We start from the raw sequence: 12,325 nt of genomic DNA on the forward strand, positions 1-12,325 counted from the left end.
GGCGGGGCGTCCGCGGCCGGTCGGGCGCGGACGCCGGGCCGCTCCGGCGGTCGGCCGCCGCGCCACAGGTGCCGCGACCCCCGGTACGGCCCCCTCGCGCCGAGGTGGGCGCCGTACCGGCACGCCGGGTGCGACCGGCGCGCGGCCGCGCCTCTCATCGTCGCCGCCGTCCCGGCCCCGCCGCCGGTGGACGGAGACGGCGAGCACCGCCGCGCGGCCCCGTCCGTGCCTCCCTCTCTCCCGCTCACTCCCGTGTGCGTCCCCTTCCTCTTCGCGGACGGTGCCGGGGTGCGTCCGCCGCTCCGGCGGCCCGGGGGGAGCGAACCCCGGCGGCCGAGGCGTTCGGCGAGCCGGGCCCGCGCGGTTCGCCACCACCGCGACTCCGCGCAACGCCCACGCAACGCCCGCGAGGCGGACGCCTGCGCGGTGGGGAACGCCGAACACCGCGATTGACCCGCCCTGGGCAGGGGCCCCGCCCAGGCCGAGGCGCTCGCTGTCGGTGAGCGGGGCGGCCCGGACCAGCGGGCCCAGCCGGCGCGGGCCGCCCGTCAGCCGTGCGGGTCCGGCGCACCGTCCAGCAGTTCCGCCCGCATCAGCGCGCGGCGCTCCAGCGTGCGGACGACGGCGGTGAACTCCCGCAACCAGCCCTGGGCCAGGCCGTCGCCCGGCACCGCCGGCCGCGTCCGGGTGTTCTTCGCCGCCTCGCGGGCGGCGGCCTCGGCCCGCCGCTCCACCTCGGCGGCGGCGGTCGCCTCCTCCAGCAGCCGCTGGAACACCGGCTGAGCGCCCGTGGCGTGCATGGAGAGCTGCGCCGTCATCAGGGCCGCCCCGTGGGTCGCCGGATGGTGCTTCTTCGCCCGCCACGCGGAACGCGCCGCGGCGGCGACGGCGTCGGTCAGCACCGGGGACCACGGCGCGGGGCAGCGCGACAGCACGGACCCCGGCGGCCCCAGCCCCTGCGAGGTCACGTACGCGGCGGCCCACGCCGCCCGGTCCGCCTCCGGCAGCAACCCCAGCAGCCGACCCGCGTGCTCACCACCGCCGGGGAACGCCCGGCCGGGGTCGCCCAGCAGCGCACGCGCCCAGTCGCGGGCCTCGTGGCGCAACGCCGCGAGGACCCAGCCGAGGTGGAGTGCCCGGCGCCACTCCTCCGTGGCGGGCAGATCCACGATCGCCGCGGCGGTGCGGTCGCCGAGCTGCTCCCGCCAGACGGCCGGTGGTGCCGCCTCCAGCACCTGCTGCAACCACCAGGACCGTTCTCCCTGCCCGGTCGGCGGCTTGGCGGTGATTCCGTCGCGCTGCATCTCCCGGTCGCACTCCGCCGGGGCGGTGACGACCAGTTCCGCACCGGAACCGTCCGCGGGCTCCCGCAGCCGGACGCACGCCAGCGCCCGCTGCGCCATGCGACCGCTCAGCGCCGACCCCGGCAGCAGGGTCAGGAGTTCGGCGGCGGCCGACCGCACCGTCCTGCTGCGGTCGGACAGCGCCGACTCCAGGAACGGCTCGTCGGCCGGGCCGAGTCCGTCCCGCAGCAGGTCGAGGAAGAGGAGCCGCTCCTCGGCCCGCTCCGTCCGCCATGTCCCCGCGAGCAGTTCCCGACCCGCGGCCGGGTCCTGGGCGCGCAGGGTCGTCAGCACCGCCACCCGGTCCGCGAACGCCCCGTGCTCCCAGCGGGAGAGGTCCGCCTCCACCGGCACCGCCGTGGCCGGGAGGCGGTCCGCCGCGGTGGCGAAGTGCCAGGCCGGGTTCTGTGCCGCGAGCCAGCGGCCGCGCGGCCCCGCGAAGGCGAGCACCGCCTGCCGCCGGTCGCGGGCCCGGGCCGCGTCGAGCACCAGGGGAAGCTGGGCGTGGGGCGGCCGGTAGCCGAGGTGGTTGGCGAGCTCCAGCCACTCCGGCAGCAGCTGGTCCGGGTGCGGCCGGTGCGCGTTCCAGGCGGGGGCCGCGGCACCCGAAGCCCGCGCGCTGTTGAAGAGGGAGAGGCACCGTGCCGCCGCCGCGCGCGGCGGTTCCGGTCGCGGGTCGTCCCCGGCCGGGGCGGGCAGCGGGCCCGGTACCGCCGCGGTGAGACCGGCTCGGGCGCGGACCGTCGCGGTCGCCGCCCGGTCGAGCAGCGCGGCGGCGGAACCGCCCGGCAGCACCCGCCGCTCCGCCCCGAGCAGCGCCGCCGTCACCAGCTCCTGCCACTCCGAGTCCGGGGCGCCGAACGCCTCCGTGGCTCCGGGGTCCGCCTCCGTGGCCGGGTCCTGCGCTGCCGTCGTCACCTGGTCCGCTCCGTCCGTCGTCGTCACCGCTGCCGCCCTCGTCCGCGGCGGGTCCGCACCCGCCGCCCTGCCGTCCGTCGCCCTGGCCGCGCGCGGGGAGCTCCGGCCCACCGGCTGCCCGGCGCCGGTCACAGGGCCACGGCCCGGCCCGCGTCCCACACGGTGCGGGGGACGAAGCCGGCGACACCGAGCCGCCCGAAGACCGTGACCGGAGTGCCGCCCGAGAGGGCCAGCAACCGCCAGAGCACCGACTCGTCGGCCTTCACCGGCACCGCCGCCCCGCCCGCGGCATCCGCGAGCTGCCACCCGCCGGCACCGCCGCCCCCCTCGTCGCCGTCGCCGGCCGGCGCATGGACCGGCACCACCGAGCTGAGGAGCGCCGGCCAGGCGTCCACCCAGGGATCGGCCGCCACCGCCGAGCCGAACGCCGCCAGCGCGTCGCCGACCGCGCCGCCCGTCGGGACCGGGCTCTCGGGGACCGGCGCGCCGTGCCGCTCCGCAACGGTCACGCGCAACGGTGCGGCGCCCGGATGGAACGCCACCTCCGCCTCGAAGGACGCGCCGACCGGCATCGGCGCCTCGCCCGTGGTGCCGGGCGCGGTGAAATCCAGGACGAGGGCCCAGCGGGCGCTCTCCCGCCCGAGCAGCCAGGTGCTCCTCGTCGCGACCCGGCCGCCCGTGGCACGCTCGGAACCGGCAACCAGCCAGTGGTCCCGGACCAGCGAGCCCTCCTGACGCGCCTCGGCGACCACCGCGGCGGTCTCCGAGGAGAACCCCACGCGGGAGCGCACCGTCGCGGCGAGCGGCGGCGGCAGCTCCTCGACCCGCTCCAGGCCGCGGAGCAGCAGATGGAGCAGGGACATCTCCGCGAGCGCCGCCGACGGCCACCCCCGCCCCGACCCGATGACCGCTCCCAACTCACCGGCGCGTGCCGCCAGCCCGGGGGCCTGTGCGTCCACCATGCGGGCCGCGGTGTGCTCCCACGCCTGGTAGCCGGAGTGCTCCGCGCCGGCCAGCCCGCTCTCCACGGCGTCGGTCAGGCGTCGCGTCAGCTCCTGCGCACCCTCGCCGACCCGGGAGGCGCGGCGCTCCGCCCGGCGCCGTGCCGCTGCTTCGTCCTTCGGCTGGGCCCGGGGCTCGGGGGCGGCCGTCTTCTCCGCGCGCCGGCGCCTGCCGTCCAGCCACTTCTGCGCCCACTCCGGCGCCTCGTCGGCCTCGGGGACCAGCGTGCCGTCGGTGTCGCCCGACCGCACCAGCAGCAGGCCCAGCCCGTGCTTGCACGGGAACTTGCGGCTCGGGCAGCTGCAGGTGAACCCCACCGTGCCGACCTCGGTGAGGTCCACCGCGGTGCGGTAGGGGGTCTTCCCGGAGCCCTTGCACAGCCCCCACAGGGCGGTGCCGCGCCGCCCCGTCCCGGACCAGGTGCCCGGCGAACCGAGTTTCTGGCCCGCGCGCTGTGACGCTGCGTCAGGGGCGAGCGCGAGCACCTGTTCCGTGGTCCACCGGACCTGTTCTCCCGTCATGCCCCCGAACGCTAGGCCGTGCCACTGACAACGGCCGGGGTGCGGCCACTGCGAAACCCTTCCGCGACCCGTCGATTCGCCTGCGGCGCAAGGGTTCTGGCGGTTGCCCGCCAGGGGTGCGCGGGTGCTCGGGTCGACGCGTTGTCAGTGGGGGCGTGCACAGTGGTCCTCACAGCGACCGACGGCGCCACCGACGGGGGGCGGCCTGCCGTGCCCTGCTTTCGGTGACCCTCGGTCACGACCGGCTTTGCGCCGCGACAGTCGAGAAGCGGGGTACCGCCCCGCCCGTCCGAGGGACAGCACATGACCGCAGAGACCACCGGGCAGCCCGTGCTCCGCCCGCACGCCGAGGATGCGTTCGCCGAGGAGCTGAGCGCGCTGGCCGCCGCCGACGACCGGCCGCGCCCGGAGCGCTGGAAGCTGTCCCCCTGGGCCGTCGCGACCTACCTCCTGGGCGGCACGCTCGCCGACGGCACCGTCATCACCCCCAAGTACGTCGGTCCGCGCCGCATCGTCGAGGTCGCCGTCACCACCCTCGCCACCGACCGCGCCCTGCTGCTGCTGGGCGTGCCCGGCACCGCGAAGACCTGGGTCTCCGAGCATCTCGCCGCGGCCGTCAGCGGCGACTCCACGCTGATCGTGCAGGGCACCGCGGGCACCGCGGAGGAGGCGATCCGCTACGGCTGGAACTACGCCCAACTCCTCGCCAAGGGGCCCAGCCGCGAGGCGATGGTCGCCGGCCCGGTGATGCGCGCCATGAGCGAGGGCATGATCGCCCGCGTCGAGGAGCTGACCCGCATCCCGGCCGACGTGCAGGACAGCCTCATCACGATCCTGTCGGAGAAGACGCTCCCGATCCCCGAGCTGAACGACGAGGTCCAGGCCGTCCGCGGCTTCAACCTGATCGCCACCGCCAACGACCGGGACAAGGGCGTCAACGAACTCTCCAGCGCGCTGCGCCGGCGGTTCAACACCGTCGTGCTGCCGCTGCCGGCCAGTTCCGACGCGGAGGTCGAGATCGTCTCGCGGCGCGTGGACCAGCTCGGCCGCTCCCTCCACCTGCCCGCCGCCCCCGACGCCATCGACGAGATCCGCCGGGTCGTCACCGTCTTCCGGGAGCTGCGGGGCGGCGTCACCACCGACGGCCGCACCCGGGTGAAGACCCCGTCCGGCACGCTGTCCACCGCCGAGGCGATCTCCGTGGTGACCAACGGCCTCGCCCTGGCCGCGCACTTCGGCGACGGGGTGTTGCGCCCCGCGGACGTCGCGGCCGGCATCCAGGGAGCCGTCGTCCGCGACCCCGCCGCCGACTCCCTGATCTGGCAGGAGTACCTGGAGACGGTGGTGCGGGAGCGCGACGGTTGGAGCGACTTCTACCGCGCCGCCCGTGACGCCGCCTCCGGCCGCCCGCACGGGGACGCCGCATGACCGACCGCCCCCTGCTGCTGGGCGTACGGCACCACGGCCCCGGCTCCGCCCGGTCCGTTCACGCCGCCCTGGCCGCCCGTCGCCCGGCGGTCGTCCTGGTCGAGGGCCCGCCCGAGGCCGACGACGTGGTGGCGCTCGCCGGTGATCCGGCGATGTCGCCGCCGGTGGCGCTGCTCGCCCACGCGGTCAACGACACCGGCCGGGCCGGCTTCTGGCCGCTGGCTGCCTTCTCGCCGGAATGGGTCGCCATCCGCTGGGCGCTGGACAACGGCGTTCCGGTCCGCTTCATCGACCTGCCGGCCGCCCACTCGCTGGCGCTCCGCGACACCGCCGAGTCGGACCCGACCGAACCCGGGGCCGCGGGGCCCGGGACGGCCGAACCCCGACAGCCCGCCCCCGGTACCGCCGAGGACGCCGAGGACGCGGAGGACGCGGAGGACGCCGAGACCACCACCGCCGCGGACGCGGCCGCCGAGCCCTCCGCCGTGGCGGACGCCCGCGACGACCTCCGCCGCGACCCGCTCGCCGCCCTCGCCGCGGCCGCCGGCCACGACGACGCCGAACGCTGGTGGGAGGACGTCGTCGAACACCGCTCCGGCGGCGACGACCCGCTCGCTCCGTTCGCCGCCGTCGAGGAGGCGATGGCGGAGGTCCGCACCGCACTCCCGACCGAGGAGACCGACCGCGACCTCGTCCGCGAGGCCCACATGCGGCTGCGGCTGCGCGAGGCCGTCAAGGAGTTCGGCGCGGACGCCGTCGCCGTGGTCTGCGGTGCCTGGCACGTCCCCGCCCTGCGTGAGCGCCGCACCGTCGCCGCCGACCGGGCGCTGCTGCGGGGCCTGCCCAAGGTCCGCACCGAGATCACCTGGGTGCCGTGGACCCATCGCAGGCTCGGCCGGGCCCACGGCTACGGCGCGGGGATCGAGTCGCCCGGCTGGTACGCCCACCTCTTCTCCGCAGCGGACCGGCCCGTCGCCCGGTGGATGACCCGGGTCGCCGGCCTGCTGCGGGAGGAGGGATTCCCCATCTCCTCCGCCCACGTCATCGAGGCGGTCCGGCTCGCCGACACCCTCGCCGCGATGCGCGGGCGGCCGCTCGCCGGCCTCGGCGAGACGATCGACGCGGTCCGCGCCGTCATGTGCGACGGCGCCGAGGTGCCGCTCAACCTGGTCATCGACCGCCTCGTCGTGGGCGACGTCCTGGGCGAGGTTCCCGACGCGGCCCCCGCCGTCCCGCTGCAACGCGACCTCACCGCGCAGCAGCGGCGGTTGCGGCTCAAGCCCGAGGCCGGCGGACGCCACCTCGACCTCGACCTCCGCAAGGACAACGACGCCGACCGGAGCCGGCTCTTCCACCGCCTGCGCCTCCTCGGCATCCCCTGGGCGACGCCCGCCGCCGCGGGCAGCACCGGGACCTTCCGTGAGGGCTGGCAGGTGGACTGGGAGCCGGAGCTCGCCGTCCGCGTCGCGGAGGCCGGGATCTGGGGCATCACGGTCGAGTCCGCCGCCGTCGCCAAGGCCCGCGCCGACGCGCTCGCCGCGGACTCCCTCGCCGCCCTCACCTCCCTCGCCGAGCAGTGCCTGCTCGCCGGGCTGGGCGACGCCCTGCCCACGGTGATGCGGGCGCTCGCCGACCGCGCCGCCCTCGACACCGACGTCGCCGCTCTCGCCGCGGCGCTGCCCCCGCTGGTGCGCTCCGCCCGGTACGGCGACGTCCGCTCGACCGGTACCGAGGAACTCACGCGCGTCGCACACGGGCTGGCCGAACGCGTCTGTGTCGGCCTGCCGACCGCCTGCACCGGGCTCGACGCCGACGGCGCCGCCGCCATGCGGCGGCACGTCGAGGCCACCCACGCCGCGCTGGCCCTCCTCGACGACGCCGGTCTCCGCGACCGCTGGCGCGGCACCCTGCGGCGGCTCGCGCGGCGCGACACCGTGCCCGCCGTGCTCCGCGGCCGCGCCGCCCGCTTCCTGCTGGACGAAGGGGTACTGCCCGACGACGAGGCGGACCGCCTCATCGGGCTGGAGCTCTCCCCGGCGGTCCCTCCGGCCCGGGCCGCCGGTTGGATCGAGGGCTTCCTCGCCGGCGGGGGGCTGCTGCTGGTCCACGACGAGCGGCTGCTCGCGCTGATCGACACCTGGCTCGGCTCGGTGCCCGCCGACTCCTTCACCGACGTGCTGCCCCTGCTGCGCCGCAGCTTCGGATCGTTCGAACCGGGCGTCCGCCGCTCCGTCGGCGAGCTGGTGCGCCGGTCGCCGGGTACCACCACCGGAGGTTCCGAGACCGCGCCCACCCCGGGTTTCGGCGACCGGACCGACTCCGGCCGCGCCGACGCGGCGCTCCCGGTGCTGCGACTCCTGCTCGGCGAGGCCGCGGCCGGCGGCGACCCGGCCGCGAGCGACCCGCCCCCCGCCCCTTCGGCCGCGCCCCCGGCCGACGACCCGATCGGAGCCCCCGCATGACGACCACTCCGCTCCCGGCCTCCGACACCGGGGCGCCCCCGGCCTCCGACCCCCCGGCGGCCGCCGCGCCGGCCGTGGACGACGCCGAACGCCTGCGCCGCTGGCGGCTGGTGCTGGGCGGTGCCGACGACGGCACGGGTGTCACCCTGGCCGGTCGGGACCTCGGCGTGGACCGCACCCTGGACGTGGTCTACGGCGAGGACTCCCGCGGCGCGGGGCGGGGCGGCGGTGCGCCGAACGTCGCCCGGTGGCTCGGCGACATCCGCACCTACTTCCCGACCTCGGTCGTCCAGGTCATGCAGCGCGACGCCATCGACCGGCTCGGCCTGGCGACCCTGCTGGCCGAACCGGAGATGCTGGAGGCCGCCGAGCCCGACGTCCACCTGGTGGGGACGCTGATCTCGCTGGGCCGCGCCATTCCGGAGCGGAGCAAGGAGTCCGCCCGGGCGGTGGTCCGCGCGGTCGTGGAGCAGTTGGAGCGCCAGCTCGCCACCCGGACGCGCGCCACGCTCACCGGTGCCCTCGACCGGTCGGCGAAGGTGCGGCGCCCCCGCCATCGGGACATCGACTGGGACCGCACCATCCGCGCCAACCTGCACACCTACCTGCCGGAGCACGGCACCGTCGTCCCCGAGCGGCTGGTGGGGTACGGGCGCGCCGGCCGGTCGGTGAAGAAGGACGTCATCCTCTGCATCGACCAGTCCGGCTCCATGGCCTCCTCGGTGGTGTACGCCTCGGTCTTCGGCGCGGTGCTCGCCTCGATGCGCTCCATCAACACCCGGCTGGTGGTCTTCGACACCGAGGTCGTCGACCTCACCGAGGAGATCGAGGACCCGGTCGACGTGCTGTTCGGGGTGCAGTTGGGCGGCGGCACCGACATCAACCGCGCGGTGGCGTACTGCGCGTCGCAGATCACCCGACCCGCCGACACGGTGGTCGTACTGATCAGCGACCTCTACGAGGGCGGTATCCGCGGCGAACTCCTGAAGCGTGTCGCCGCGATGAAGGCCGCGGGGGTCGAGTTCGTCACCCTGCTGGCGCTCTCCGACGACGGCGCACCCGCGTACGACCGGGGGCACGCCGCCGCGTTGACCGAGCTGGGGGCGCCCGCCTTCGCCTGCACGCCGGACCTCTTCCCGGACGTGATGGCCGCCGCCATCGAACGACGGCCGCTGCCGATACCGGAGCCGTAGGACGACACCCCGGTGACGGCCCCCGGCTCGCACAACCACGGGCGTCCGGCGCCCGCTCCGGCGGGGCTCGCGTCGGCGGTCCGGCCGTCCGGGAGGGCCCGCGGCGGGGCGGGCAGGGTACGACAGGCACAGCTCGGCGGGAAGCGCTGTGACGGGACTCACCACGTAGGTGTGACGTGGATTTTAGGAGGTCTCCTCGCGCCCCCGTTACGCTGCCCTGCGGACCTGCCGCGGGCCACAGAACGCGGTCACGCGGCACGCCCACGCTGAATACGACCGCGAGACCACTACTGAGGACGGACACGCGTGGACCTGTTCGAGTACCAGGCGAGGGACCTCTTCGCCAAGCATGACGTGCCGGTGCTTGCCGGTGAAGTCATCGACACGCCCGAGGCGGCCCGCGAGGTGACCGAGCGGCTTGGCGGTCGCGCGGTCGTCAAGGCGCAGGTGAAGGTCGGTGGCCGCGGCAAGGCCGGTGGCGTCAAGCTCGCCTCCGACCCCGCCGACGCCGTCGCCAAGGCCGAGGCCATCCTGGGCATGGACATCAAGGGCCACACGGTCCACAAGGTGATGCTGGCCCAGACCGCGGACATCGTGGACGAGTACTACGTCTCGTTCCTGCTGGACCGCACCAACCGGACCTTCCTGGCCATGGCCTCCGTCGAGGGTGGTGTGGACATCGAGGAGGTGGCCGCGACCAAGCCCGAGGCGCTGGCCAAGGTCGCCGTCGACGCCGTGGACGGTGTCACCGAGGCCAAGGCCCGCGAGATCGTCGAGGCCGCGAAGTTCCCGGCCGAGATCGCCGACCAGGTCGTGGCGGCCCTCCAGAAGCTCTGGGACGTCTTCGTCAAGGAGGACGCCCTCCTCGTCGAGGTCAACCCGCTGGTGAAGACCGGTGACGGCCGGATCGTCGCGCTGGACGGCAAGGTGTCCCTGGACGCCAACGCCGAGTTCCGCCAGCCGGACCACGCCGCCCTGGAGGACAAGGCCGCGGCGGACCCGCTGGAGGCCGCCGCCAAGGCCAAGAACCTGAACTACGTCAAGCTCGACGGTCAGGTCGGCATCATCGGCAACGGCGCGGGCCTGGTGATGTCCACGCTGGACGTCGTCGCCTACGCCGGTGAGAAGCACTCCGGTGTCAAGCCCGCCAACTTCCTCGACATCGGCGGCGGTGCCTCGGCCGAGGTCATGGCCAACGGCCTGGAGATCATCCTCGGCGACCCGGACGTACGCTCCGTGTTCGTCAACGTCTTCGGTGGCATCACCTCCTGCGACGCCGTCGCCAACGGCATCGTGCAGGCGCTGGAGCTGCTGAAGTCCAAGGGCGAGGAGGTCAACAAGCCCCTCGTTGTGCGTCTGGACGGCAACAACGCCGAGCTGGGCCGGAAGATCCTCACCGACGCCGCCCACCCGCTGGTGCAGCAGGTGGACACCATGGACGGCGCGGCCGACAAGGCCGCCGAGCTGGCTGCGGCCAAGTAAAGGACGAGGTCAACACAGCATGGCTATCTTCCTCACCAAGGAATCCAAGGTCATCGTCCAGGGCATGACCGGCTCCGAGGGCCAGAAGCACACCCGGCGGATGCTCGCCTCCGGCACCAACATCGTCGGCGGCGTCAACCCCCGCAAGGCCGGCACGACCGTCGACTTCGACGGCACCGAGGTCCCGGTCTTCGGCGGCGTCAAGGAGGCCATCGAGGCCACCGGTGCCGACGTCACCGTCATCTTCGTCCCGGAGAAGTTCACCAAGAGCGCCGTCATCGAGGCGATCGACGCCGAGATCCCGCTCGCCGTGGTGATCACCGAGGGCATCGCGGTGCACGACACCGCGGAGTTCTGGGCCTACGCCGGCAAGAAGGGCAACAAGACCCGCATCGTCGGCCCCAACTGCCCGGGTCTCATCACCCCCGGCCAGTCCAACGCCGGCATCATCCCCGCGGACATCACCAACTCCGGCCGCATCGGCCTGGTGTCGAAGTCGGGCACGCTGACGTACCAGATGATGTACGAGCTGCGTGACCTGGGCTTCTCCACCTGCGTCGGCATCGGTGGCGACCCGATCATCGGCACCACCCACATCGACGCCCTCAAGGCGTTCGAGGCGGACCCCGACACCGACCTGATCGTGATGATCGGTGAGATCGGCGGCGACGCCGAGGAGCGTGCCGCGGACTTCATCAAGGCCAACGTGACCAAGCCGGTCGTCGGCTACGTCGCGGGCTTCACCGCGCCCGAGGGCAAGACCATGGGCCACGCCGGCGCCATCGTCTCCGGCTCCTCCGGCACGGCGCAGGCCAAGAAGGAGGCCCTGGAGGCCGCAGGCGTCAAGGTCGGCAAGACGCCGTCCGAGACCGCTCGCCTCGCCCGCGAGGTCCTGGCCGGCTGATCACCGGCCCCTTCCCCGCACCTCGCGGGGACGGCACAGCGCCCCGCACCGCCGCACGGCGGTGGGGGGCGCCGTCGCGTCGGCGCACGCCCGGCAGCGGTCGCGGGAGCGGACCGGGCTCCGCGCGGGGCTGCAGTCCGCGCCGCGGAGCCGGTTCAGCCGGTGAACAGCCCCGCGGCGGTGGCCCCGACGGTGACCACGACCAGCGCCACCGCCGCCTGCACCTGGCGGCGGCTGGTCCGCTCGCACTCCAGCCGGGCACGCGAGGCCGGCAGCGGCGGCACCGGCTGCGACGCGGTCAGGGCCTCCATCATGGCGCCGAGCACCTCACCCCGCCGTTCCGGCGCGACGGCCGCGAGCCGCGGCAGCGCCGCGGCCAGCGCATCGCGGCCGCTACGCACCCGCGCCTCGGCGGCGGCGGTGGTGCACTCCGCCTCGGCCGCCGCCTCCGCGGGGCCCAGTCCGAGCGCGTCCCGCAGCACCACGGCGCGCCGCTGCCCCGCGGGCAGCCCCAACAACGCGTCCAGCAGCTCCTGCTCCTCCCGCCCCGCCCCCAGGGCCAGCGGGGCGCGGGCCCACGGCCGGAACCGGTGCCACGGGGAGAGCGCGTACTCGTACGCGGCCGCCCGCACCCATCCGGCGGGGTCGCGATCCGCCGCCACCTGCGGCCACCGCTCCCAGGCGAGCCGGAAGCCATGGGCCACCGCGCGCGCCGCCGTGTCACGCCGACCGCACAACAGGTACGCCTGCTGACCGATCGGCCCCGCGTTCCGCAGGTAGAGGGCGTCGAAAGCATGGACCGGGGTCACCGTCGCGTCGGGGGCGGCGTGCGTGTCGGCGTCTTGTCGAGCGTCGGCGTCGGCCTCTGTGCCGGTGTCGGCGTCGGCGTCGGACGGGTCGTCGGGGAGGAGACCTCCGACCGGCTCGCGGCGCCCGGCGTCCCCCGAGGCCGACGCGGGCGGGGCGGGGTGCGCGCCCGGCTCCCGGCGGTCGCCGCCCCTGCCGGTGGTCGCGTTCTTCGCCCGCCGCCGACGGTGCTGCCGCTGCCGCCGCCGCTCGCGGGGTTGTTCGG

At 75.6% G+C, this 12,325-nt stretch carries 8 protein-coding genes; 5 read left to right on the plus strand and 3 right to left on the minus strand.

All coding sequences use genetic code 11. The features are described 5' to 3' along the window. Positions 1-548 precede the first annotated feature (548 nt). Both HCN52_RS15755 and HCN52_RS15760 read right to left on the minus strand, forming a co-directional pair. Entirely contained in the window at positions 549-2,261 is a 1,713-nt protein-coding gene (locus HCN52_RS15755; protein ID WP_209314600.1) for a DUF5691 domain-containing protein, read from the minus strand. Positions 2,262-2,389: 128 nt separating this feature from the next. Then, positions 2,390-3,784: an SWIM zinc finger family protein gene (locus HCN52_RS15760; RefSeq protein ID WP_168089084.1), complete on the minus strand. Its 1,395-nt coding sequence runs from the start codon at positions 3,782-3,784 to the stop codon at positions 2,390-2,392. A 303-nt stretch (positions 3,785-4,087) separates the two neighbouring features. Between HCN52_RS15760 and HCN52_RS15765 the strand changes: the two genes are divergently transcribed. The 5 genes from HCN52_RS15765 (at position 4,088) to sucD (ending at position 11,253) form a co-directional block, all read left to right on the plus strand. Beyond that, positions 4,088-5,212 (plus strand): ATP-binding protein, encoded by a 1,125-nt coding sequence (locus HCN52_RS15765; protein ID WP_168089085.1) that lies wholly within the window; start codon positions 4,088-4,090, stop codon positions 5,210-5,212. Further along, complete coding sequence (locus HCN52_RS15770; RefSeq protein ID WP_245175188.1) at positions 5,209-7,674, plus strand: DUF5682 family protein; 2,466 nt, start codon at positions 5,209-5,211, stop codon at positions 7,672-7,674. The genes HCN52_RS15765 and HCN52_RS15770 overlap by 4 nt, the downstream gene beginning before the upstream one ends. Further along, positions 7,671-8,867: a VWA domain-containing protein gene (locus tag HCN52_RS15775; RefSeq protein ID WP_168089086.1), complete on the plus strand. Its 1,197-nt coding sequence runs from the start codon at positions 7,671-7,673 to the stop codon at positions 8,865-8,867. The genes HCN52_RS15770 and HCN52_RS15775 overlap by 4 nt, the downstream gene beginning before the upstream one ends. Positions 8,868-9,173: 306 nt before the next feature. Beyond that, positions 9,174-10,349 (plus strand): ADP-forming succinate--CoA ligase subunit beta, encoded by a 1,176-nt coding sequence (gene sucC / locus HCN52_RS15780; RefSeq protein WP_168089087.1) that lies wholly within the window; start codon positions 9,174-9,176, stop codon positions 10,347-10,349. Positions 10,350-10,368: 19 nt separating this feature from the next. Next, on the plus strand, positions 10,369-11,253 hold the full coding sequence (gene sucD / locus HCN52_RS15785) for a succinate--CoA ligase subunit alpha (protein ID WP_168089088.1): 885 nt from the start codon (positions 10,369-10,371) through the stop codon (positions 11,251-11,253). Positions 11,254-11,408: 155 nt separating this feature from the next. Here the strand turns inward: sucD and HCN52_RS15790 are convergent. Beyond that, positions 11,409-12,325, minus strand: a 917-nt coding sequence (locus HCN52_RS15790; protein WP_168089089.1) for a sigma factor-like helix-turn-helix DNA-binding protein, incomplete at its 5' end; no start/stop codon positions are given.

Source organism: Streptomyces bohaiensis, from assembly GCF_012033785.1.
GTDB classification, from domain to species: Bacteria; Actinomycetota; Actinomycetes; order Streptomycetales; family Streptomycetaceae; genus Streptomyces; species Streptomyces bohaiensis.

Excerpts from the sequence above, each read along its gene's own strand:
- HCN52_RS15760 (WP_168089084.1), bottom strand. The coding sequence starts at position 3,784 with ATGACGGGAGAACAGGTCCGGTGGACCACGGAACAGGTGCTCGCGCTC.
- HCN52_RS15765 (WP_168089085.1), top strand. The coding sequence starts at position 4,088 with ATGACCGCAGAGACCACCGGGCAGCCCGTGCTCCGCCCGCACGCCGAG.
- HCN52_RS15770 (WP_245175188.1), top strand. The coding sequence starts at position 5,209 with ATGACCGACCGCCCCCTGCTGCTGGGCGTACGGCACCACGGCCCCGGC.
- HCN52_RS15775 (WP_168089086.1), top strand. The coding sequence starts at position 7,671 with ATGACGACCACTCCGCTCCCGGCCTCCGACACCGGGGCGCCCCCGGCC.
- sucD (WP_168089088.1), top strand. The coding sequence starts at position 10,369 with ATGGCTATCTTCCTCACCAAGGAATCCAAGGTCATCGTCCAGGGCATG.